The 22,828-nt window shown below is 72.2% G+C and carries 20 protein-coding genes; 15 read left to right on the top strand and 5 right to left on the bottom strand.

Annotation, left to right across the window (positions count from 1 at the left end):
• Positions 1–78: 78 nt before the first annotated feature.
• The 5 genes from BMW85_RS02325 to BMW85_RS02305 form a co-directional block, all read right to left on the bottom strand.
• Complete coding sequence (locus tag BMW85_RS02325; RefSeq protein ID WP_091076184.1) at positions 79–441, bottom strand: hypothetical protein; 363 nt, start codon at positions 439–441, stop codon at positions 79–81.
• A 302-nt stretch (positions 442–743) separates the two neighbouring features.
• Complete coding sequence (gene bldD, locus BMW85_RS02320) at positions 744–1,238, bottom strand: transcriptional regulator BldD (protein ID WP_026214021.1); 495 nt, start codon at positions 1,236–1,238, stop codon at positions 744–746.
• Positions 1,239–1,539: 301 nt separating this feature from the next.
• Positions 1,540–2,406, bottom strand: a complete 867-nt coding sequence (locus BMW85_RS02315; protein WP_091076182.1) for a universal stress protein — start codon at positions 2,404–2,406, stop codon at positions 1,540–1,542.
• Positions 2,403–3,827 carry an amino acid permease gene (locus BMW85_RS02310; RefSeq protein WP_091076179.1) on the bottom strand — a complete coding sequence of 475 codons (1,425 nt, stop codon included), beginning with the start codon at positions 3,825–3,827 and terminating at the stop codon, positions 2,403–2,405. The genes BMW85_RS02315 and BMW85_RS02310 overlap by 4 nt, the downstream gene beginning before the upstream one ends.
• Before the next feature lie 125 nt (positions 3,828–3,952).
• Entirely contained in the window at positions 3,953–5,197 is a 1,245-nt protein-coding gene (locus tag BMW85_RS02305; RefSeq protein ID WP_091076177.1) for an arginine deiminase, read from the bottom strand.
• Between the two features lie 159 nt (positions 5,198–5,356).
• On the opposite strand from BMW85_RS02305, the gene pyrR reads away from it, so the two are divergent.
• The 15 genes from pyrR to BMW85_RS50730 all read left to right on the top strand — a co-directional run bounded on the left by pyrR (position 5,357) and on the right by BMW85_RS50730 (position 22,784).
• Entirely contained in the window at positions 5,357–5,941 is a 585-nt protein-coding gene (pyrR, locus tag BMW85_RS02300; protein WP_091077144.1) for a bifunctional pyr operon transcriptional regulator/uracil phosphoribosyltransferase PyrR, read from the top strand.
• Complete coding sequence (locus tag BMW85_RS02295) at positions 5,938–6,855, top strand: aspartate carbamoyltransferase catalytic subunit (RefSeq protein ID WP_091076175.1); 918 nt, start codon at positions 5,938–5,940, stop codon at positions 6,853–6,855. Before pyrR ends, BMW85_RS02295 begins: the two co-directional genes overlap by 4 nt.
• Positions 6,852–8,141: a dihydroorotase gene (locus BMW85_RS02290; protein ID WP_091076172.1), complete on the top strand. Its 1,290-nt coding sequence runs from the start codon at positions 6,852–6,854 to the stop codon at positions 8,139–8,141. Before BMW85_RS02295 ends, BMW85_RS02290 begins: the two co-directional genes overlap by 4 nt.
• Positions 8,138–9,247 (top strand): glutamine-hydrolyzing carbamoyl-phosphate synthase small subunit, encoded by a 1,110-nt coding sequence (gene carA / locus BMW85_RS02285; RefSeq protein WP_091076170.1) that lies wholly within the window; start codon positions 8,138–8,140, stop codon positions 9,245–9,247. The genes BMW85_RS02290 and carA overlap by 4 nt, the downstream gene beginning before the upstream one ends.
• A complete protein-coding gene (gene carB / locus BMW85_RS02280) occupies positions 9,234–12,521 on the top strand; it encodes a carbamoyl-phosphate synthase large subunit (RefSeq protein WP_091076168.1) in 3,288 nt (1,095 codons plus the stop codon). The genes carA and carB overlap by 14 nt, the downstream gene beginning before the upstream one ends.
• 27 nt (positions 12,522–12,548) lie before the next feature.
• Positions 12,549–13,415, top strand: coding sequence for a dihydroorotate dehydrogenase electron transfer subunit (locus BMW85_RS02275; protein WP_091076165.1), 867 nt, complete (start codon positions 12,549–12,551; stop codon positions 13,413–13,415).
• On the top strand, positions 13,405–14,382 hold the full coding sequence (locus BMW85_RS02270; protein ID WP_091077142.1) for a dihydroorotate dehydrogenase: 978 nt from the start codon (positions 13,405–13,407) through the stop codon (positions 14,380–14,382). The genes BMW85_RS02275 and BMW85_RS02270 overlap by 11 nt, the downstream gene beginning before the upstream one ends.
• A gap of 65 nt (positions 14,383–14,447) precedes the next feature.
• Positions 14,448–15,140: an orotidine-5'-phosphate decarboxylase gene (gene pyrF, locus BMW85_RS02265; protein WP_091076162.1), complete on the top strand. Its 693-nt coding sequence runs from the start codon at positions 14,448–14,450 to the stop codon at positions 15,138–15,140.
• Positions 15,141–15,493: 353 nt separating this feature from the next.
• The gene (gene mihF / locus BMW85_RS02260) at positions 15,494–15,817 is read left to right on the top strand and encodes an integration host factor, actinobacterial type (RefSeq protein WP_020541698.1); all 324 of its coding nucleotides are present in this window, start codon (positions 15,494–15,496) and stop codon (positions 15,815–15,817) included.
• A gap of 122 nt (positions 15,818–15,939) precedes the next feature.
• Positions 15,940–16,527, top strand: coding sequence for a guanylate kinase (gmk, locus tag BMW85_RS02255; protein ID WP_091076160.1), 588 nt, complete (start codon positions 15,940–15,942; stop codon positions 16,525–16,527).
• Positions 16,528–16,531: 4 nt separating this feature from the next.
• Positions 16,532–16,801, top strand: coding sequence for a DNA-directed RNA polymerase subunit omega (gene rpoZ / locus BMW85_RS02250; RefSeq protein ID WP_091076157.1), 270 nt, complete (start codon positions 16,532–16,534; stop codon positions 16,799–16,801).
• A gap of 7 nt (positions 16,802–16,808) precedes the next feature.
• Entirely contained in the window at positions 16,809–18,041 is a 1,233-nt protein-coding gene (coaBC, locus tag BMW85_RS02245; protein ID WP_091076156.1) for a bifunctional phosphopantothenoylcysteine decarboxylase/phosphopantothenate--cysteine ligase CoaBC, read from the top strand.
• A gap of 179 nt (positions 18,042–18,220) precedes the next feature.
• Positions 18,221–18,514, top strand: a complete 294-nt coding sequence (locus BMW85_RS02240) for a hypothetical protein (RefSeq protein ID WP_245774561.1) — start codon at positions 18,221–18,223, stop codon at positions 18,512–18,514.
• A 145-nt stretch (positions 18,515–18,659) separates the two neighbouring features.
• Positions 18,660–19,847 carry a methionine adenosyltransferase gene (gene metK / locus BMW85_RS02235; protein ID WP_091076153.1) on the top strand — a complete coding sequence of 396 codons (1,188 nt, stop codon included), beginning with the start codon at positions 18,660–18,662 and terminating at the stop codon, positions 19,845–19,847.
• Positions 19,848–20,030: 183 nt separating this feature from the next.
• Positions 20,031–22,784: a primosomal protein N' family DNA-binding protein gene (locus tag BMW85_RS50730; RefSeq protein WP_425434307.1), complete on the top strand. Its 2,754-nt coding sequence runs from the start codon at positions 20,031–20,033 to the stop codon at positions 22,782–22,784.
• Positions 22,785–22,828 lie beyond the last annotated feature (44 nt).

Below are 22,828 nucleotides of genomic sequence, written 5' to 3'. Positions count from 1 at the left end.
CGAGATGGTGAGCGCTTCCCGGCCGAGGGCCGGTCGGGTGCGGGCCCTGGCGGGAAGCGCTCGGCTACCTGACCCCCGTTAGTCGGCGCAGATCGCGAAGACGCTGATGCCGACGTCGTTGTAGCCGATCTGGCGCCCGATGCCGATCCAGCCGCGCCCGTCGTCGGTGGGGAACGAGCCGACCAGGATCGCCCCGTTGCCCCGGGCCTCGGCGCCACCGCCGAGGACTCTCTTGCTGCCGGGGCAGTACAGCGTGCGGCGCTGGAAGTTGGGGACGTTGGCGTTGGGCAGCGTGACGAGCTGGTAGCCCGGGGGCAGCGCCGACTTGCGGGTCTCGGTGGCGGCGGAGGCGGTCGAGGTGCTGGCCACGGCGACGGTGGCCACGCACGCGCCCGCCGCGAGGAGGGTGACGGGGAGGGTCAGGAGCTTCTTGACCTGCATACATTCTCCTTCTTGCGAACCCCCGGTGGACGCGGTCCTGGCAGCACGAGACACGCCGGCGAATGCGGTGCTTGCGGAGTGCGGTCCCGGGGGCGAAAGGGCCTGACACGAAGAGTATCCATGCGATTACGCTCCGCGTCCAGGACTCTTTACCTCCGGAGCCGGAGATGGGCCGGAGATGGGCCGGAAAAGGAGAAAGGCCGGAAAATGCGAAGGAGCCCGCCGGGCGTGGCGGGCTCCTCAAGGGTGAAGGGTCAAACGGCCGGGGGCCGGCCCCGATGGGGCGGGGCGACCGCGCGGGGTCAGAAGGACTCGACGGCCCTGCGGGCCTCCGCGTCCAGGACGCCCCAGCTGATGAGCTCCTCGGTCAGTTCGCTCGGCGACTTGTCATAGATCACGGCGAGGGAGCGCAGGTCCTCCTGGCGGATGGACAGCACCTTGCCGTTGTAGTCGCCACGCTGGCTCTGGATGGTGGCGGCGTAACGCGCCAGCGCCCCGGCCTTCTCCTTCGGCAGCGTCGCCAGCCGCTCCAGGTCGATCACAAGCTTGGGTGTCGGCCCCAGCGGGCTGGGCGCGGCCCCACCCGGCAGCAGCTCCGAGACGGGCACCCCGTAGAAGTCGGCAAGCTCGGCAAGCTTCTGCACCGTGACCGCGCGGTCGCCACGCTCGTACGAGCCCACGACCACGGCTTTCCACCTGCCACGCGACTTCTCCTCGACTCCATGCAGGGACAGGCCCTGCTGGGTACGGATGGCGCGAAGTCGTGCACCCAGCGACTTTGCGTACTCAGACGGCATCGTGTGGCCCCCCGGCTCTCGTATGTATCGCTCTCAGTAGATTGTGCTCCCTTGCGGCATATGCCCCAGCCACCGGGGGGTCTGGTGCCAGGCTCGGCACCATCGGTAGCCATGGCTCTGGGTTTACCCCAGAAGGCCGCGAGGTGTGGTTACGCACAGTGACGGTAAAGGGGTGGACGCCGAAGGTCAAGCTGATTGGAAAAAAGATGCCGAATCCGGTCCGGTATGGATCGCCGCAAACGCCCCTCATGTCCCAGAGGTAACACTACTTTGTCACAGAATGCCCATGAGTGTGCCCAGATTAGGGCTGCCGCGTGAGAATCATGACAGGGCGCGTCGAGGCTCGTACGATCTTCAGTGAGGTGTCACCCAGGAACACCCGGCGAAGTGGCCCGGTGTCGCTCGAAGCGCATATGATCATCTCGCCGGGCAGCCACGAGGCCGCGCCGAGCGCCTGCGCGACCGTTCTGCCCTCCAGCACCTCGACCTCCACGCGCAGCCGCCGGGCCTGACCGCGGGCCGCCGCGCGCAGATCGGCCGCGGCCTGCTCGCGCAGCCGTGCCAGCATGTCCTCCTCGGCCCGCACCCGCCGGGCGGGGCCGACGACCAGCGTCACCAGCCGCATCGGCAGGCCGAGCGCCACCGCCGTGCGGGCGGCGTCCTTGACCGCGGCGTCGCAGCCGGGGCCGCGCCGGTAGGCGACGGTGAGCCGGTCGAAGTCGGATGGCGGCTCGTCGCCGTACCCGCGCGGGGCGAGCAGGACGGGCACGGACGAGGCGTGCAGGAGCTGGTCGGCCGTGCTGCCGACGGAGATGCGCCCCCTGGCGCCGCCGGGGGCCGGGCCGATCACCACGACGTCGGCCGAGCGCCTGCGCGCCAGCTCCACCAGCCCGCGCCCGCTGTGCCTGCCGGGGTGGACGACGTACCCGGCCTCCTCGCCCGCCAGCTCGCGGGCCTCGGCGAGCGCGGCGTCGGCCTGCTCGGCCAGGTACGCCCGCCAGGCGCCGTCCTCCGCCCGCGCCGGGCCCGGGGGCGACCAGACGGGCGGGCGCACGTACGCGACCGTCAGGCGGGCGCCGGCCCGCCGCCGCAGCAGCAGCGCCAGCGCCAGCCCGTCCCGGCCGCGCGGCCCCGGCACGTACCCCGCGAGCAGTTCCCCCAGCCTCATCGCTCCACCTCGGTGTTCAGCCGTGAGCGGCGGAAGCCGTACAGGAAGTAGCAGGCCAGCCCGACGGCCATCCACAGCCCGAACGCCGCCCAGGTCACCCCGGCCAGCCCTGCCATCACCAGCACGCACATGACGGCCCCCAGCACCGGCGTGAGCGGGAAGAACGGCACCCGGAAACCGCGCGGCAGGTCGGGCCGGCGCCGCCGCAGCACCACCACGCCCACGTTGACCAGCGCGAACGCGAACAGCGTGCCGATGCTGGTGGCCTCGGCGAGCTGCCCCAGAGGCACCAGCCCGGCCAGCACCGACACGAACACGGCCACGATGAGGGTGTTGGCGACCGGCACCTGCCGGCGCGGGTCCACCCGCTGGAACACGCGCGGCACGAGCCCGTCGCGCGACATCGCGAACAGGATGCGGGTCTGCCCGTAGAGGACGGTCAGCACGACGCTGGCGATGGCCACGACCGCGCCGAACGAGACGATCAGCCCCGGCCAGGTCGCTCCCGCGGCCAGGTCCGCGATGGCCGACAGGCTCGCCTCCGAGCTCTCCGGGTGGAACTCCGTCCACGGCCTGGCCCCCACGGAGGCCACCGCCACCAGCACGTACACGGCGGTCACGACGGCCAGCGACAGGATGATCGCCAGCGGCAGGTCGCGCCGCGGGTTCCGCGCCTCCTCGCCGGCCGTGGAGGCCGCGTCGAAGCCGATGTAGGAGAAGAACACCTGCGAGGCCGCCGCGGTCACCCCCGCCACCCCCAGCGGCGCGAACGGCGTCAGGTAGCCCACGTTGAAGGCCGTGAACGCCACCGCGCAGAAGAACAGCAGCACCGCCACCTTGATCAGCACGAAGACGGCGTTCGCCCGCGCGCTCTCCGACGCCCCGTGCAGCAGCAGCCAGGTCGCCAGCACCACGATGAGGATCGCGGGGAGGTTGACCAGGCCGCCGTCCTGGCCGGGGGAGCGGCTGATCGCCGCCGGCAGCTCGAAGCCGGCCAGCGAGCGCAGGAACGCGTTGAGGTAGTCGCCCCACCCGACGGCCACGGCCGCCACGGACACGGCGTACTCCAGCATCAGGCACCAGCCGCACACCCAGGCCACCAGCTCGCCCATCGTCGCGTACGCGTACGAGTAAGACGAGCCGGCCACCGGGATCGTCCCGGCCAGCTCCGCGTACGACAGGGCCGACAGCAGCGCCGTGAACGCCGCCAGCACGAACGACAGCACCACGGCCGGGCCCGCCTTGGGCACCGCCTGCCCGAGGATGACGAAGATGCCGGTGCCGAGCGTCGCGCCCACGCTGAACAGCGTGAGCTGCCACAGCGACATCGTCCGCCGCAGCTCGCCGCCCTCGCCGTGACCGCCCTCGGCCACGATCCGCTCGGTGGGCTTGGTGCGGAAGAGCCGCCCGACCGGCGTCATCCGCCCCACCTCCTGCCCCCGCGAAAGCGTGCCGGTCGGCGGCGTCGTCCGCGCCGGCGTGACCGGATCGTGCCCGGGGACCGGCCGAGTATGCGCGAGGCCCCGCCGCCCCCCCGGCCGGGCGTCTAGATGCCGTCGCGTTCGAGCGGGCAGCTCATGCAGCGCGGCCCGCCGCGGCCCCGTCCCAGCTCGCTGCCCCTGATGGTGATCACCTCGATGCCGTGGTCGCGCAGGTAGGCGTTCGTCGTGGTGTTGCGGTCGTAGGCGACGACCACGCCGGGCTCCAGCGCCAGTCCGTTGCAGCCGTCGTCCCACTGCTCGCGGGCCGCCGCCCGTACGTCCTGCTCCGCGCTCAGCACCGTGATCTCCGGCAGGTCCAGCGCGTGCGCGATGGCCTTGTGCATGTCCTCGGGCGGGTGATCGGTGAACCTGAGCTCCTTGGCGGTGCGGCCGGGCTCGATCGTGTACGCCGGCAGCATCCCGAGGCCCGCGTACTGGGTGAACACCCCCTCGTCGAGCATCGTCATCACGGTGTCGAGATGCATGAACGCCCGCGCCTTCGGCAGGTCCACGGCCACGATCCGGTTCGCCGCCCCGGCGCGGAACAGCCGCCGCGCCAGCATCTCCACCGCCTGCGGCCGGGTGCGCTCGCTCATCCCGACCAGGACCGCGCCGCGGCCGAGCACCAGCACGTCGCCGCCCTCCATGGTGGCGGGCGCGGCCGCGTGCCCGGGCGTCCAGCAGTGGAAGCCGCCCTGCTCGGGCCGGTCGAAGCCGGCGGCGAACATCGGGTGGAACATGTAGACGGCCTCCATGTTGACCGTCTCGCGCATGCGGGCCTTCCTGCGCATCGCGTTGATCGCCACGCCGTCGTACACCCAGCAGGAGGGGTCGCGGGTGAACAGGTGGTTCGGCAGCGGCGGCAGGATGAAGTCGTGCTCGCCCATGGCGTGGAAGGTCACCGACTGCGGCGCGCACCCCAGCTCGGCCAGCTCGCCCTTGGTGATGCCGCCGGTCAGGTAGACCTGGAGGGTCGCGGAGTCCATGCCGTCCAGGGTGTTGCGGATGTCGTCGATCGCCACCGGCCCGAGCCAGCGCTCGTCCACGACGGCGTCGAGGATGTGCTTGCGGGCCTCCGGGATCTCGACCGTCTCCCGCAGCAGGTCGTCGAGCATGTGGATGACCACGCCCCGCGAGCGCAGCACCTGCTGGAACTCCTCGTGCTCCTCCATCGCGCGCTGCACCCACAGCACGTCGTCGAACAGGAAGGCGTCCTTGTTGGCGGGGGTGAGCCGTTTGAGCGCGAGATCGGGTTTGTGCAGGAGGACCTGCCGCAGTCGCCCGACCTCCGAATCGACGTGAAATGTCATCCTTGCGGTATCCCCGTGCGGTGGCGGATCTCACGCCGCGCCACGTCCCGCGCACCACGGGGCGCTCACGTCGTACCTGGTCGCCCCTGGTACTGTGTGTCACGGCCAACACCCTTTAATGACCCGTCCCGTGAGGCGGGAAAGGCGGTGAGTTTCGTCATGTCCGACCCCCGGCCCGAGCCGCGGGCCGATGCGCGGGCGGTCCTTGAGGCCCCCGATGTCCACCGGGCGCTGACCCGCATCGCGCACGAGATCCTCGAACGCACCAAGGGCGGCGACGGCGTCGTCCTCCTCGGCATCCCCACCCGCGGCGCCACCCTGGCGCGCCGCCTCGGCGACCGCATCGAGCAGTTCGAGGGCGTCAAGATCCCCGTCGGCTCCGTCGACGTCACCATGTACCGCGACGATCTGCGGCTGCGGCCCGCCCGTCCGCTCGGCCGCACCGAGCTGCCGCCCGACGGCGTCGACGGCAAGATCGTCGTCCTGGTCGACGACGTCCTCTACTCCGGCCGCACCGTACGCGCCGCGCTCGACGCGCTCAACGACCTCGGCCGCCCCACCGCCGTCCAGCTCGCCACGCTGGTCGACCGCGGCCACCGCGAGCTGCCCATCCGCGCCGACTACGTCGGCAAGAACCTCCCCACCGCCAAGAGCGAGAAGGTCAGGGTCTACCTGCAGGAGACCGACGGGCGCGACGCGGTGCTGCTGATGAAGGGCCTGCCCGCGAAGGAGGAGTCCCGGTGAAGCGCCACCTCATCTCCGCGGGCGACCTGACCAAGGACGACGCCCTGCTCATCCTCGACACCGCCGAGGAGCTGGCGAGGGTCTCGGAACGTTCCATCAAGAAGCTGCCGACGCTGCGCGGCCGCACCGTGGTCAACCTGTTCTTCGAGGACTCCACCCGCACCCGCATCTCGTTCGAGGCGGCGGCCAAGCGGCTGTCCGCCGACGTCATCAACTTCTCGGCCAAGGGGTCGAGCGTGTCCAAGGGCGAGTCGCTCAAGGACACCGCGCTCACCCTGGAGGCCATGGGCGCCGACGCGGTCGTCATCCGCCACGGCTCCTCCGGCGCGCCGCACCGCCTGGCCAACTGGGTGCACGGCAGCGTCGTCAACGCCGGCGACGGCACCCACGAGCACCCCACGCAGGCGCTGCTCGACGCCTTCTCCATGCGCCGCCGCCTCGGCGGCCTGGAGGGCCGCAGGATCACGGTCGTGGGCGACATCCTGCACAGCCGGGTCGCCCGCTCCAACGTGCTGCTGCTGCACACGCTCGGCGCCGAGGTCACCCTGGTCGCGCCGCCCACGCTGCTGCCGGTCTCGGTCGGCGACTGGCCGTGCGAGGTCTCCTACGACCTCGACGCGGTGCTGCCCAAGTCCGACGTGGTCATGATGCTGCGGGTGCAGAAGGAGCGGATGAACGCCGCGTACTTCCCGAGCGAGCGCGAATACTCCCGCCGCTACGGGCTCGACCGCGACCGCTTCGCCAAGATGCCGGACGACGCCATCGTCATGCACCCCGGCCCGATGAACCGCGGCATGGAGATCGCCGCCGAGGTGGCCGACTCGGCCCGGTCCACCATCGTGGAGCAGGTCGCCAACGGCGTGACCATCCGGATGGCCGTCCTTTATCTGCTGCTCGGGGGAGAGACCGCATGATCGTCGTCAAGAACGTCAGGATCCTCGGCGGCGAGCCCGCCGACCTCAGGATCGACCAGGGCGTCATCGCCGAGATCGGCCAGGGGCTGAGCGGCGGCGAGGAGATCGACGGCGGGGGCGCCGTCGCGCTGCCCGGCCTGGTCGACCTGCACACCCACCTGCGCGAGCCCGGCCGCGAGGACGCCGAGACCGTGCAGACCGGCACCCGCTCCGCCGCCCGCGGCGGCTACACCGCCGTGCACGCCATGGCCAACACCTCGCCCGTCGCCGACACGGCGGGCGTGGTCGAGCAGGTGTGGCGGCTCGGCCGCGAGTTCGGCCACTGCGACGTGCACCCGGTCGGGGCCGTCACCGTCGGACTGGAGGGCCGCCAGCTCGCCGAGCTCGGCGCGATGGCCGACTCGGCGGCCCGGGTGCGGGTCTTCTCCGACGACGGCCGCTGCGTGGACGACGCGGTCCTCATGCGCCGCGCCCTGGAGTACGTCAAGGCGTTCGACGGCGTCGTCGCCCAGCACGCCCAGGAGCCGCGCCTGACCCAGGGCGCCCAGATGAACGAGGGCGTCGTCTCCGGCCGGCTCGGCCTGACCGGCTGGCCCGCGGTCGCCGAGGAGGCGATCATCGCCCGCGACTGCCTGCTGGCCGCCCACGTCGGCTCCCGCCTGCACGTCTGCCACGTCTCCACGGCCGGGTCCGTCGAGATCCTCCGCTGGGCCAAGTCCAAGGGCTGGGACGTCACCGCCGAGGTGACCCCCCACCACCTGCTGCTCACCGACGACCTCGTCGAGGACTCCCCGGTGGGCGCCTACAACCCCATCTACAAGGTCAACCCGCCGCTCCGCACCCGCGCCGACGTCGAGGCGCTGCGCGCCGCGCTGGCCGACGGCACGATCGACATCGTCGCCACCGACCACGCGCCCCACCCGGTCGAGGACAAGGAGACCGAGTGGTCGGCGGCGGCCATGGGCATGGTCGGCCTGGAGACCGCGCTCAGCGTCGTCCAGGAGTCCATGGTGGAGACCGGGCTGCTCGACTGGGCGGGCGTCGCCCAGCGCATGAGCGTCGTGCCCGCGCGCATCGGGCGGCTCACCGGCCAGGGACAGCCGCTGGAGGAAGGCGCTCCGGCCAACATCACGCTGTACGACCCGTCCGCGCGGACCGTGGTGGATCCCTCCGCCTTCGCGTCCAAGAGCAGGAACACCCCCTACGAGGGCATGACGCTGCCCGGCAGGGTGGTCGCCACGTTCCTGCGGGGCAGGCCGACCGTACTCGAAGGGAAGCTGGTTTGAACACGCCCGCCGTGCTCGTTCTGGAAGACGGCCGCGTCTTCCACGGAAGCGCCTACGGAGCCGAAGGCGAGACGTTCGGCGAGATGGTCTTCAACACCGGCATGACCGGCTACCAGGAGACCCTCACCGACCCCTCCTACCACCGGCAGATCGTCGCCATGACCGCGCCGCACATCGGCAACACCGGCATCAACGACGAGGACCCCGAGTCCCGCCGCGTCTGGGTCGCCGGCTACGTCATACGCGAGCCGTCGCGGGTCGTCTCCAGCTGGCGGGCCAACCGCTCGCTGGACGACTACCTCAAGGAGCAGGGCGTCGTCGGCATCGCGATCCCCGGCACCCGCGCACTGACCCGCCACCTGCGCGAGCGCGGCGCCATGCGGGCGGGCATCTTCACCGCCCCCGCCGCGCCGGTCGAGGAGCTGGCCGAGCGGGTCAGGCAGGCGCCGCGCATGGAGGGCGCCGCCCTCGCCGGCGAGGTCGCCACGACCGAGCCGTACGTCGTGCCCGCGGTCGGCGGCAAACGGTTCACGGTCGCCGCCGTCGACCTCGGCATCAAGGGCATGACCGCGCAGCGCATGGCCGAGCGCGGCTGCGAGGTGCACGTGCTGCCCGCCGACGCCACCTTCGAGCAGATCATGGCCGTGGAGCCGGACGGGGTGTTCCTGTCCAACGGCCCCGGCGACCCCGCCACCGTGGACGTCACGACGCTGCGCCGGGTGCTGGAGGCGAAGGTGCCGTTCTTCGGCATCTGCTTCGGCAACCAAATCTTCGGCCGGGCGCTCGGGCTGTCCACCTACAAGCTGCGCTACGGCCACCGCGGCGTCAACCAGCCGGTACAGGACGTACGCACCGGCAAGGTCGAGATCTCCGCGCACAACCACGGGTTCGCGGTGGACGCGCCGCTCGACGGGCCGTTCGACACTCCGTACGGCCAGGCCGAGGTCAGTCACGTCAACCTCAACGACCGCTGCGTGGAGGGGCTGCGCCTGCTCGACGGCAGCGCCTTCAGCGTCCAGTACCACCCGGAGGCCGCGGCGGGCCCGCACGATGCCGCCTACCTTTTCGACGAGTTTTGCGAGGTCATGAGCCGTGCCCAAGCGTGAGGACATCAGGTCGGTCCTGGTGATCGGCTCGGGGCCGATCGTGATCGGCCAGGCGTGCGAGTTCGACTACTCGGGCACGCAGGCGTGCCGGGTGCTGCGGGCCGAGGGCTTCCGCGTCATCCTGGTCAACAGCAACCCGGCCACGATCATGACCGACCCCGAGTTCGCCGACGCCACCTACGTCGAGCCGATCACCCCGGAGTTCGTCGAGAAGATCATCGCCAAGGAGCGGCCGGACGCGCTGCTGCCCACCCTCGGCGGCCAGACCGCGCTCAACACGGCGGTCGCGCTGCACGAGTCGGGCGTGCTGGACACGTACGACGTCGAGCTCATCGGCGCCGACTTCGACGCCATCCAGGCGGGCGAGAACCGCGAGCGGTTCAAGGAGATCGTCGCCAAGGTCGCCCGTGAGCACGGGCTCAACGCCGAGTCCGCCCGCTCGGTCATCTGCCACACCATGGACGAGGTGCTGAGCGGCGCCTCCCAGCTCGGCTACCCGCTGGTGGTGCGGCCCTCGTTCACGATGGGCGGCGCCGGCTCCGGCTTCGCCTACACCGAGGGCGACCTGCGCCGCATCGCCGGCGCCGGCCTCGACGCCTCGCCGACCACCGAGGTGCTCCTGGAGGAGTCCATCCTCGGCTGGAAGGAGTACGAGCTGGAGGTCATGCGCGACAAGGCCGACAACGTCGTCATCGTGTGCTCCATCGAGAACATCGACCCGATGGGCGTCCACACCGGCGACAGCGTCACCGTCGCGCCCGCGCTGACCCTGACCGACCGCGAATACCAGAACATGCGCGACGTCGCCATCGCGGTCATCCGCGAGGTCGGCGTCGACACCGGCGGCTGCAACATCCAGTTCGCGGTGGACCCGCGCACCGGCCGCATGATCGTCATCGAGATGAACCCGCGCGTGTCGCGCTCGTCCGCGCTCGCCTCCAAGGCCACCGGCTTCCCGATCGCCAAGATCGCGGCCAAGCTGGCCATCGGCTACACCCTTGACGAGATCCCCAACGACATCACCAAGGAGACCCCGGCCTCCTTCGAGCCGACCCTCGACTACATCGTGGTCAAGGTGCCGCGCTTCGCCTTCGAGAAGTTCCGCGGCGCCGACCCCACGCTCACCACGCACATGAAGTCCGTGGGCGAGGCGATGGCCATCGGCCGCTCCTTCCCCGAGGCGCTCCAGAAGGCGCTGCGCTCCCTGGAGAAGAAGGACTCCTCCTTCACCTGGGCGGGCGAGCCCGGCGACAAGGACGACCTGTTGGCCGCCTGCCGCACCCCGCACGACGGCCGCCTGCGCACCATGCAGCAGGCCATCAGGGCAGGCGCCACGCCCGAGGAGCTGTTCGCGGCCACGAGCGTCGATCCCTGGTTCATCGACCAGCTCTTCCTGCTCGACGAGGAGGCCGCGGCCGTCGCAGCGGCGCCCGAGCTGACCGCCGAGGTGCTCGGCCGCGCCAAGCGTCACGGCTTCAGCGACGCGCAGCTCGGCGAGATCCGCGGCATCGACGAGGCGCGGGTGCGCGACCTGCGGCACGCCCTCGCGCTGCGGCCCGTCTACAACACCGTCGACACCTGCGCCGCCGAGTTCGCCGCCAAGACCCCCTACCTCTACTCGACGTACGACGAGGAGAGCGAGGTCCCCTACGGCGAGCGGCGCAAGGTCATCATCCTCGGCTCCGGGCCCAACCGCATCGGCCAGGGCATCGAGTTCGACTACGCCTGCGTGCACGCCTCGTTCGAGCTGTCGCGGGCCGGGTTCGAGACCGTCATGGTCAACTGCAACCCCGAGACCGTCTCCACCGACTACGACACCTCCGACCGGCTCTACTTCGAGCCGCTCACCCTGGAGGACGTCCTGGAGGTGGTCCACGCCGAGCAGCAGACCGGGCCCGTTGTGGGCGTGATCGTGCAGCTCGGCGGGCAGACGCCGCTCGGGCTCGCGCAGGCGCTCAAGGACGCCGGCGTGCCCGTCGTCGGCACCTCGCCGGAGTCCATCCACCTCGCCGAGGAGCGCGGCGCGTTCGGGCGGGTGCTGGCCGAGGCCGGGCTGCCGGCGCCGAAGCACGGCACCGCGCTCACGGTGGCCGAGGCCAAGGAGATCGCCGACGAGATCGGCTATCCGGTGCTGGTGCGGCCCTCGTACGTGCTGGGCGGGGCCGGCATGGCCATCGTCTACGACGAGCAGACGCTGAGCACCTACATGGCGGCCCAGGAGGGCGGCCACCCGGTGCTCGTGGACAAGTTCCTCGACGAGGCCATCGAGATCGACGTGGACGCGCTCTACGACGGCGAGGAGCTCTACCTCGGCGGCGTCATGGAGCACATCGAGGAGGCCGGCATCCACTCCGGCGACTCGGCGTGCGCCCTGCCGCCCATCACGCTCGGCGGCTTCGACATCAAGCGCATCCGCACGGCCACCGAGGCCATCGCGCGGGGCGTGGGCGTGCGCGGGCTGCTCAACGTCCAGTACGCCATGTCGGCCGGCGTCCTCTACGTCCTGGAGGCCAACCCGCGGGCCTCGCGCACGGTGCCGTTCGTGTCCAAGGCCACGGCCGTGCCGCTCGCCAAGGCGGCGGCCAGGGTCATGCTGGGCGCGTCGATCGCCTCGCTGCGCGCCGAGGGCATGCTGCCGGCCGAGGGCGACGGCGGCACGCTGCCGCTCGACGCCGCGATCGCGGTCAAGGAGGCGGTGCTGCCGTTCAACCGCTTCCGGGGCGTCGACATCGTGCTCGGTCCTGAGATGCGCTCCACGGGCGAGGTCATGGGCATCGACGCGTTCTTCGGCATCGCCTTCGCCAAGTCGCAGGCCGCCGCGTACGGCGAGCTCCCGACCAAAGGACGCGCGTTCGTGTCCGTGGCCAACCGCGACAAGCGTGCGATGATCTTCCCTGTGAAGGCTCTGGCGGATCTCGGCTTCGAGATCCTCGCCACCGAGGGCACCGCCGAGGTGCTGCGCCGCAACGGCGTCCATGCCAAGATCGTGCGCAAGCACAGCGAGGGCCCGGGCCCGGGAGGTGAGCCGACGAGCGTGCGAGCCATCCTCGACGGCGAGGTCGACCTCATCGTCAACACGCCCTTCGGCAGCCCGGGCCAGTCGGGGCCGCGGCTCGACGGCTACGAGATCCGCACCGCCGCGGTGCTGCGGGGCATCCCGTGCATCACGACCGTCGCGGGGCTCGCGGCCGCGGCGGCGGGCATCCAGGCGATCGTACGCGGCGACGTGGGCGTACGGTCGCTCCAGGAGCACGGGCAGGCGCTGCGGGGCTGAGCGGCCCCGCAGGGGAGGTGAGGACGACTGGCCGGCACACCGGTGCAGGTGACGGGCACGGTGCTGACGACGCGCCGGGTCGACGCCTACCATGCGCTGACGGTGGTCGCGCCCGGCATCGCCGAGCGCTTCCGCCCCGGTCACTTCGTCTCCGTGGCCGTGGGCGGGGGGCACACCTCGATGGTGACGCGGCGCGCGTTCTCCGTCCACGACGTCAAGTCCGACTACGGCGGCACGGTCGAGCTGGTCTTCACCGTACGCGGCCGGGGCACGGCCTGGCTGGCCGAGCGGCGCGCCCGCGACACGCTCGACCTGGTCGGGCCGCTCGGCCGGCCCTTCCCGCTGCCCCGTGACCCGGCGCACTGCGTGCTGGTGGGCGCCGAGTACGGCTCGGCCGTGCTGTTCCCGCTGGCCGACGCGCTGCTGGCGCGCGGCTGCCGGGTCGACTTCGTGCTGGGCGGCGCGGGCGCCGAGCGGGTCTTCGGCGCGATGCGGGCCCGCCGCATCGCCGAGACGACGACGCTGACCACCGAGGACGGCTCGCTCGGACTGCGCGGCAGGGTCACCGACGCGCTGCCCTCGGTGATCGCCGACACCCGCGCCGACGCGGTCTACGCCTGCGGGCCGATGGAGACGCTGCGGGCGGTGACGGCGGTGGGCATGGAGTTCGACATCCCGGTGCAGGTGGCCGTCGAGGAACGGATGGCCTGCGGCATCGGGGTGTGCATGACGTGCGTCATCCCGGTCATCGGGGAGGACGGGGCGACCAGGATGGTCCGGGCGTGCGCGGAGGGGCCGGTGTTCCGGGGGGAGCGGGTGCGGTTCGAGGACGTGGGAACGATCCCGTTCGACGCGCTCGGCGCCCCCGGAGGCGGTGCACGACATGTCAGTTGATATGCGTACGTTCCTGGCGCACGTGGAGCTCGCCAACCCGATCACCACGGCCGCCGGGTGCGCCTCCTCGGGGCGGGAGCTGGCACAGTTCTTCGACCTGCACCGGCTCGGCGCCCTCACCACCCGCTCCATCACCATGGCGCCGCGCGCCGGCCGGCCGACGCCCCGCATGGCCGAGACGCCCTCGGGCATGCTCAACGCGGTCGGGCTGCAGGGGCCGGGCATCGAGGCGTTCCTGGAGCGCGAGCTGCCCTGGCTGGCCCAGCGCGGCATCAAGACCATCGTCTCCATCGGCGGCGGCACCGTCGCCGAGTACTCCGAGCTGGCCCGCAGGCTCGCCGACGCGCCCGGCGTCACCGCGCTGGAGGTAAACCTCTCCTGCCCCAACATCGAGGACCGCGGCCGGATCTTCGCCCGCGAGGGCAGCGCCGCCGCCGAGGTCATCGCCTCCGTACGCTCGATCATGCGCTACGACGTGCCGGTCGTGGCCAAGCTCGCCCCCGACGTGGCCGACATCGTGTCCGTGGCGCGGGCCTGCGTGGACGCAGGCGCCGACGCGCTGTCCATGATCAACAACCCGCTCGGCATGGCCATCGACACCGAGGCCCTGCGCCCGTCGCTCGCCGCCGTCACCGGCGGGCTGTCCGGGCCGGCCATCCTGCCGCTCGCCGTACGCTGCGTGTGGCAGGTGCACGCCGCGCTGCCCGGGGTGCCGCTCATCGGCATCGGGGGCGTCATGAGCGGCAGGGACGCCTTCCAGCTCGTCCTGGCGGGCGCCTGCGTGGTCGGCGTGGGCACCGCGCTGTTCCACGACCCCTACGCCTGCCTGCGCATCGAGCGCGAGCTGGAGGACCTGCTGCGGGCCCGCGGGTTCCAGCGGCTCGCCGACGCCGTCGGGCTGGCCCACCGCCCGCCGGGCAGCGCGCCCCGGCACCTGCTCGTCGACACCGAGGAGAGCGCGCCGTGACGCGCCCCAACCCCAGACCGCTTTCGAACCGCGAGACACCACCGAACGACCGAGGAGAGCACGACTTGACCCCCGCACCGATCGCCGTCGCCCTCGACGCCCCTGACCTGGAGACCGCCGCGCGCTGGGCGTCGCTGGTGACTCCGCACGTCAGCACCGTCAAGGTGGGGCTGGAGCTCTACCTGCGCTACGGCCCCGATGTGATCGCCTCCGTGCGCGGCGCCAGCGGCGTGCGGGTGTTCCTCGACCTGAAGCTGCACGACATCCCCAACACCGTCTCCGGCGCCGCCCGCGCGGTCGCCCGCCTGCGGCCGGCCATCCTGACCGTGCACGCGGGCGGCGGCCCGGCGATGATCCGCGCCGCGGTCGAGGCCGCGCCGCACACGGCGATCGCCGCGGTCACCGTGCTGACCTCGCTGGACGAGGCCGACCTGGAGCGCATCGGGCTCCGCGGCCCGGCCGACGACGCGGTGCGCCGCCTCGCGGCGCTGTCGGTGGAGGCGGGGGCCACCGCGCTGGTGTGCTCGCCGCACGAGGTGTCGGCCGTGCGGCGCGAGGTGGGGGACGGCATCACCCTCATCACGCCCGGCGTGCGGCCCGCGGGCGCGGCCGTGCAGGACCAGGCGCGGGTTGCGACGCCGGAGCAGGCTCTCGCCGACGGCGCGGACCTGCTCGTCATCGGCCGGCCCATCACCGGCTCCCCGGACCCGGGCGCGGCCGCCGCCGCGATCGCCGCCTCACTGCGGCGCGCGTCCTGACGGGGGACACGGGACACAGCGGGGCACGGGCCGGCGCGGCCTGTCCGGCAAGATCATAGCGGGGCGCCATCCCAAGATCAAAGCAGGTTTCGGGCCTGGTGGGGACGGGGTTTCGGACATCGGTCCCGGACGGGGACACGATCACCGTTGCGTTTCGCGACATCGGCGGGATCGGACGCCTGAACGCGGAAGTGAAGGCGATTTGATCAGCGCTGTGTGATTTTACCATCACGGACAGTGATGAAGTGGATTTTGTGAGGAGAGAAACCGCTCTTGGCGTTGCTTAGGGGGCGATGACCAGCTAGTTTCCCTTCCCGTCCGAGTACATCGACAGAAATTCGAGGTGACCCGGCGTGGCTCTTCCTCCCCTGACCCCTGAGCAGCGCGCCGCAGCCCTGGAAAAGGCTGCCAAGGCCCGTAAAGAGCGTGCCGAGGTCAAGAACCGGCTCAAGCATGGCGCGGTTTCTCTGGCTGAGGTGCTCAAGGATGGGCAGACCGACGACGTCATCGGCAAGATGAAGGTGTCGGCTCTGTTGGAATCACTCCCCGGCGTGGGCAAGGTCCGCGCCAAGCAGCTCATGGAGCGGCTTGCCATCGCCGAGTCCCGTCGCGTACGGGGCCTCGGCGCGAACCAGAGGGCCTCCCTCGAGCGCGAGTTCGGTGGCAACGAGAGCTAATCTCGGTTCCACACGGAAACGCGGGTTCAACGGGGGGTAGGAAAGTGACCGACAGGTCCTGGTCCGGCGGTGCTAGTGCCCACGAGGCGGTCGGGCCGGGAGCGGAGGTCGGATTCCTGCCCATGAACGAACGACGCCTGACGGTCCTGTCGGGGCCGTCGGGCGTCGGCAAGTCCACGGTCGTCGCCGAGCTCCGGCGGGCACACCCCGAGGTGTGGCTGTCGGTCTCGGTGACCACCAGGAGGCCCCGGCCCGGCGAGGTCAACGGGGTCCACTACTTCTTCGCCGACGGCGAGGAGTTCGACCGGCTGGTGGAGTCGGGCGAGCTGCTGGAGTGGGCGGAGTTCGCGGGCAACCGCTACGGCACGCCGCGCGAGCCGGTGCTGAAGAAGCTCGCCGACGGCGTCCCCACCCTGCTGGAGATCGACCTGGAGGGCGCCAGGCAGGTGCGCCGCACCATGCCGGAGGCCCTGCTGGTGTTCCTGGCCCCGCCCACGTGGGAGGAGCTGGAGAAGCGGCTGCGCGGGCGCGGCACCGAGCCGGAGGACGTCATCGCGCGCCGGCTGGCCGCCGGACGCGTCGAGATGGCCGCCGAGCCCGAGTTCGACCTGACGTTGGTCAACACGAGCGTCCAGGACGTGTGCGACCGGCTGATAGCCTTGATGACTGACCCTCAGGGGATCACGACTACCACCAAACGAGAGGTCTGACATCGTGGCAGGCACCGTTGCGACCGCGGAGGGCATCACCAACCCGCCGATCGACGCGCTGCTCGACATCGTCGACAGCAAATACTCCCTGGTGATCATGGGTGCCAAGCGCGCCCGCCAGATCAACGCCTACTACTCGCAGCTCGGCGAGGGCCTGCTCGAATACGTCGGCCCGCTGGTCGAGACGCACGCCCAGGAGAAGCCGCTGTCCATCGCGCTGCGCGAGGTCTCCGAGGGGCTGCTGACCGCCGAGCCCATCGAAGGCGCGGCCTGACCCCTCGATGAAGGTCGTCCTGGGCGTCAGCGGCGGCATCGCCGCCTACAAGGCGTGCGAGCTGCTGCGGCTGTTCACCGAGTCCGGTCACGAGGTGCGGGTCGTCCCGACCCGCGAGGCCCTCAACTTCGTGGGCGCGCCCACCTGGGCCGCCCTGTCGGGCAACCCCGTGTCGGCCGAGGTGTGGGACGACGTCCACCAGGTGCCCCACGTGCGGATCGGCAAGAGCGCCGATCTCGTCGTGGTGGCGCCTGCGACCGCCGACCTGCTCGCCAAGGCGGCGCACGGGCTGGCCGGCGACCTGCTCACCAACACGTTGCTCACCGCGACGTGCCCGGTCGTCCTCGCGCCCGCGATGCACACCGAGATGTGGCAGCATCCCGCCACCCGCGCCAACGTCGCCACGCTGCGCGAGCGCGGCGCGATCGTCCTCGATCCGGCCGTCGGGCGGCTCACCGGAGCCGACACCGGCCCCGGCCGGCTGCCCGATCCCGCCGAGATCTTCCAGGTCTGCCTGCGCGTGCTGCGCGGCAGGCCGCGCGACCTGGCCGGGCGCCGGGTCGTGGTGTCCGCTGGCGGCACCCGCGAGGCCATCGACCCCGTCAGGTTCCTCGGCAACCGCTCGACCGGGCTGCAGGGCTACGCCCTGGCCCGCACGGCGGCGGCGCGCGGCGCGGAGGTCACGCTGGTGGCCGCCAACGTCGCGCTGCCCGACCCGGCCGGGGCCACGGTCGTCCGGGCGGAGTCCGCGGCCCAGCTGCGCGAGGCGGTGCTGGCCGCGTCGGCGGGGGCCGACGTCGTCGTCATGGCCGCCGCGGTGGCCGACTTCCGGCCCGCGGACCGGCACGACGTCAAGATAAAGAAGACTGACGGCGAGCCCGAGCCCATCCGCCTCACCAAGAACCCCGACATCCTCGCCGAGCTGGGCGAGCTGCGCCGCGCGGCCCGTGAGGCCGCCGGCGATCCCGCGCCGGCCGGTCGCGTGGCGGTGGATCCCGCGGTCATCGTCGGCTTCGCCGCCGAGACGCACGACGTGCTCGCCAACGGCCAGGCCAAACTCGCCCGCAAGGGCTGCGACCTGCTGGTGGTCAACCAGGTGGGGGAGGGCCGGGCCTTCGGCACCCCCGACAACGCGGCCACCGTCCTGGTGGCCGGGGGCGAGCCGGTGGAGGTGCCGCTCGGGCCCAAGGAAGACGTGGCCGACGCCGTCTGGGACCTGGTGGCCGCGCGACTCCCGTGACCTGTGATCCAAAAGCGGCGAAAACGTACAAAGCGTGTTAGACCGATTACACGATCACCTGTTGCGACATTCCCCCCTGCCTGCGGATACTTGGGGCGGAGGGGGACGGAATGCCGCTGGGTTCTGCTGTCAGGGATCGGTGCCGGACGTTGCTCGGGGGTCAGGGGGACATTCAATACGTGTTCCCCGCGTCCGCTGTTGGACCGGAGGGCACGGGACACTTCCTCGTCGTCGTCACGGACGCGTCCATCGCGGTGCTCGCCACCCGCACGCTCAGGACCGACCGCCCGGTCGCCGTGTACGCCGAGTTCCCGCGCAGGACCCGGCTCGGTCCCGTCCTGCCTGGACCGGTTCTCGAGCTGGGCTCGATGATGTTCGCTTTTGATGAGGAGTACGCCGCGGTCGTGGCGGCGGCCGACGCGGAGGTGTTCGCCCCCGAGACGCTGCCCCACGACCCGCTGCCGCACCTGTGACGCGCGCGACGCGCGAGCGCGGAGCGGGGGCATGGTTTCGCGACCCGGCACCCGGTAGGGCTAGACTTCGGCGTGGCCCTGGCGCGTGTCCCGATGTCCCGGGCCGACGATACGTCAGCAGCCGCTGCATTGAGGAGCCACTGAGTTGTCACGTCGCCTGTTCACCTCCGAGTCGGTCACAGAGGGCCACCCGGACAAGATCGCCGACCAGATCAGTGACGCGATTCTCGACGCCATGCTCAAGGACGACCCCAAGAGCCGGGTCGCCGTCGAGACACTGATCACCACTGGCCAGGTCCACGTCGCAGGCGAGGTCACGACCGAGACCTACGTCGACATCCCCGGCGTCATCCGCGAGAAGATCCTCGAGATCGGCTACGACGCCTCTCACAAGGGCTTCGACGGCGCTTCGTGCGGCGTGTCGGTGTCCATCGGCGCCCAGTCGCCGGACATCGCGCAGGGCGTCGACGACGCCTACGAGCACCGCGTCGACGGTGACGGCGACGAGCTCGACCGCCAGGGCGCGGGCGACCAGGGCCTCATGTTCGGCTACGCCTGCCGCGAGACCCCCGAGCTGATGCCGCTGCCGATCACGCTGGCCCACCGGCTCTCCCAGCGGCTCTCGCAGGTCCGCAAGAACGGCACCGTCCCCTACCTGCGGCCCGACGGCAAGACCCAGGTCACCATCGAGTACGACGGCGACACGCCCGTCCGCCTCGACACCGTGGTCGTCTCCACGCAGCACGCGGCCGAGATCGACCTCAAGGAGATGCTGACCCCCGACATCAAAGAGCACGTGGTCGACCCGGTGCTCGCCGACCTCGAGATCGAGGTCGAGGGCTACCGGCTGCTGGTCAACCCGACCGGGCGCTTCGAGATCGGCGGCCCCATGGGCGACGCCGGCCTGACCGGCCGCAAGATCATCATCGACACCTACGGCGGCATGGCCCGGCACGGCGGCGGCGCGTTCTCCGGCAAGGACCCGTCCAAGGTCGACCGCTCGGCCGCCTACGCCATGCGCTGGGTCGCCAAGAACGTCGTCGCGGCCGGGCTCGCCGACCGCTGCGAGGTGCAGGTCGCCTACGCGATCGGCAAGGCGCAGCCGGTCGGTCTGTTCGTCGAGTGCTTCGGCACCGAGAAGCTGCCGGTGGAGCAGATCCAGGGCGCCGTGCTCCAGGTGTTCGACCTGCGCCCGGCGGCGATCATCCGCGACCTCGACCTGCTGCGGCCCATCTACTCCGAGACCGCCGCCTACGGGCACTTCGGGCGTGAGGGCTTCTCCTGGGAGTCCACCGACCGCGCCGAGGCGCTCCGCACGGCCGCCGGTCTCTGATCGTTTCGGTGACCTTGGGAGGGCCGCTCTGATGGCCGGCCCCTCCTGAGCCATTGCCTGCGTGTACCCGGATCGCACCACTCGGGGCGATCCGGGCGTCCGCCTGCCCCTCGCCGGATGCTCCCTCGTCGGGGGAAGCGCGGGCGGGCGTGGCGGGGTGGGCGGGTCTGGTAGACGTTATGCGTGACCGACTCCGACGACGCCCTCCTGCCGCTCGACGCCGTGCGGCCCGCGGCCTCGTCGAAGGACACCAAGGGCGCCGTCGTCCCCGCGCCCGAGCGGCCCGTGGCCCGGATCGCCGTGGACAGCCCGCTGCCCCACCTCGACCGCCCCTTCGACTACCTGGTGCCCGCCGCCCTGCACGAGACGGCCGAGCCCGGGGTGCGGGTGCGGGTGCGCTTCGCCGGCAAGCTGGTCGACGGGTTCCTGCTGGAACGGGTGGACGAGAGCGACCATGAGGGGCGGCTCATGCCGCTCGAACGCGTGGTGTCGCCCGAGCGGGTGCTGACGCCCGAGATCGCCGGGCTGGCCAGAGCTGTCGCCGACCGCTACGCGGGCACCCTCACCGACGTGCTCCGCCTCGCCATCCCGCCCCGCCACGCCAAGGCCGAGGCCGAGACCCCGAAACCGGACCGTTCCACGGGGGCGGAGCCCTCCGGCGGGACGGACGTCCAGGACGAGGAGGCGGGAAGTGTCCCGGACGGAGAAGGCGCGGAAGGCGCCGGGGACGCGGGAGGTGTCCGGGGCGGGGAGAGCGCCTGGGACGCCTATCCGATGGGGCCGTCCTTTCTGGACGCGCTCCGCCACGGCAGAGCCCCCAGGGCCGTCTGGTCCGCGCTGCCCGGCGCCCTCGGCTGGGCCCGCCCCATGGCCGAGGCCGTACAGGCGACGCTGGACGGCGGCAGGGGAGCGGTCGTCGTGGTCCCCGACGGCAAGGACGTGGCGCTGGCCGACGCCGAGCTCGCCCGCCTGCTCGGGCCGGGCAGACACGTGGCGCTCACCGCCGACCTCGGCCCCGCCGAACGGTACCGCCGCTGGCTGAAGGTGCTGCGCGGCCAGGTGCGGGCCGTGGTCGGCACCCGGGCCGCCATGTTCGCCCCGGTCGCCGAGCTGGGGCTGGTGGCGATCTGGGACGACGGCGACGACCTGCACGCCGAGCGGCTGGCCCCGTACCCGCACGCGCGCGAGGTGCTCGGCCTGCGCGCGCACCGCACCGGGGCGGCCATGCTGATCGGCGGCTACGCCCGTACCGCCGAGGCCACCCAGCTCATCGCCGGGCGCTGGGCCCGTCCCATCGTGGCGGCCCGCACCACGATCAGGGGCCTCGCGCCGCGGGTGCGGCCCGCGGGCGAGGACGCCGAGCTGGCCAAGGACCAGGCCGCCCGGCAGGCCCGCCTGCCCAGCCTCGCCTGGCGCGCCCTGCGGCACGGGCTGGACGGCGGCGGCCCGGTGCTGGTCCAGGTGCCGAGACGCGGTTACCTGCCCGCCCTGGCCTGCCGGCACTGCCGTACGCCTGCCCGGTGCGTCCTCCCGCCCACCCGCACTCTCCTCGCCCCGCCCGGGGCGGACGCGTCCCCCGTCTCCGGCCCGCCGTCGGGCTTCTCCGGTGGCGGGGGAGAGGTGGGCGGTCCGTCCCGTGGGCGGCCGGGGTCCATGGGGGGAGGGGAGGCCCCAGGTGGTCACTCCGTCGCGCCGTCGGGTATCGCCGGTGGTGGGCAGGAGGAGCGTGGCTTCCCGGGCGGCTCGTCCCGCGCGTCATTGGATCTGCCCGGTGATGGGCAGGAGGTGCGTGGCTTTCCGGGGGGTTCGTCCCGCGCTTCGTCGGATCTGGTCGGCGGTGGGCAGGAAGTGCTTCACCTCGCAGGCGGCCCGGCCCGCTCGCCCGCGGATCCGGCGCGGGGTGGGGAGGGCGAGCGCCGCTTCTCCGGCGATCCGGGCCGTCCGGCCTCCGGTGATCCGGGTCGTCAGGGCTATCCGGGGTCCGACGATCAGGACCGCCATGGTCGTCCGGGGGCCGGTGATCAAGACCGTCATGGGCGTCCGGGGTTCGGTGATTCTGGTCGTCAGGGTCGTCCGGGGCCAGGTGATCCGGGTCGGGCAGTCGTTGGTGAGGGGGGTCAGGGCGTCAGTGCCGCTCTGCCGCTGGAACTGGCGGGGGCGCCGGGCGCGTCGTGCCACGGGCCCCTGGCCCTGCGTGGCGGGCATGCCGCCCCCTACTGCCGCTGGTGCGGCCGGGTGGACGCCGCGTGGCGCTGCCCGTCGTGCGGCAGCCCGCACCTGCGGGCCGTGGTCACCGGTGCCCGCCGTACCGCCGAGGAGCTGGGCCGGGCCTTTCCGTCGGTCCCGGTGCGCACGTCCGGCAGGGACGGTGTGCTGGCGACCGTGCCCGGCGCCCGTGCCCTGGTCGTCGCCACGCCGGGGGCCGAGCCGGTGGCCGAGGGCGGGTACGCCGCCGCGGTCCTGCTTGACGGCTGGGCGCTGCTCGGCCGGGCCGACCTGCGGGCGGGCGAGGAGGCCGTACGCCGCTGGATGAACGCCGCCGCCCTGCTGCGCCCCGGCGCGGAGCTGGTGGTGCTGGCCGACGCCGCGCTGCCCGCCGTACAGGCTCTGCTGCGCTGGGACCCGGTCACGCACGCCGAGCGCGAGCTGGCCGACCGGGCCGAGCTGGGCTTCCCGCCCGCCGTACGGATGGCCACGCTCACCGGCCCGGCGAGCGCCGTCCGGCAGATGATCGACGAGGCCCATCTGCCCGCGGACGCGCAGGTGCTCGGCCCCGTCCCGGTCGACGACGAGGGTCAGGAACGCGCCATGATCCGGGTACGCAGAACCGGCGGTGCGGCGCTGTCGGCAGCGCTCAAGGGGGCCAGCGGGGTACGCGCGGCGCGTAAGACGCCGGATGTCGTGAGGGTGAGTGTCGACCCCCTCGACCTGATTTAGACCGTTTCCCCGATTCGCTCATCCGGAGACCAGCCGTTAGCGTG

The sequence above is a fragment of the Nonomuraea wenchangensis genome (genome assembly GCF_900111685.1).
GTDB lineage: Bacteria > Actinomycetota > Actinomycetes > Streptosporangiales > Streptosporangiaceae > Nonomuraea > Nonomuraea wenchangensis.
Note: the sequence above shows the minus strand (reverse complement) of the source record. Positions and strands in the feature narration are given on the sequence as shown.

Bases quoted from the DNA above. Each gene is read 5' to 3' on its own strand.
- BMW85_RS02325 (WP_091076184.1), bottom strand. From the start codon at position 441: ATGCAGGTCAAGAAGCTCCTGACCCTCCCCGTCACCCTCCTCGCGGCG.
- bldD (WP_026214021.1), bottom strand. From the start codon at position 1,238: ATGCCGTCTGAGTACGCAAAGTCGCTGGGTGCACGACTTCGCGCCATC.
- BMW85_RS02315 (WP_091076182.1), bottom strand. From the start codon at position 2,406: ATGAGGCTGGGGGAACTGCTCGCGGGGTACGTGCCGGGGCCGCGCGGC.
- BMW85_RS02310 (WP_091076179.1), bottom strand. From the start codon at position 3,827: ATGACGCCGGTCGGGCGGCTCTTCCGCACCAAGCCCACCGAGCGGATC.
- BMW85_RS02305 (WP_091076177.1), bottom strand. From the start codon at position 5,197: ATGACATTTCACGTCGATTCGGAGGTCGGGCGACTGCGGCAGGTCCTC.
- pyrR (WP_091077144.1), top strand. From the start codon at position 5,357: ATGTCCGACCCCCGGCCCGAGCCGCGGGCCGATGCGCGGGCGGTCCTT.
- BMW85_RS02290 (WP_091076172.1), top strand. From the start codon at position 6,852: ATGATCGTCGTCAAGAACGTCAGGATCCTCGGCGGCGAGCCCGCCGAC.
- BMW85_RS02270 (WP_091077142.1), top strand. From the start codon at position 13,405: ATGTCAGTTGATATGCGTACGTTCCTGGCGCACGTGGAGCTCGCCAAC.
- gmk (WP_091076160.1), top strand. From the start codon at position 15,940: ATGAACGAACGACGCCTGACGGTCCTGTCGGGGCCGTCGGGCGTCGGC.
- coaBC (WP_091076156.1), top strand. From the start codon at position 16,809: ATGAAGGTCGTCCTGGGCGTCAGCGGCGGCATCGCCGCCTACAAGGCG.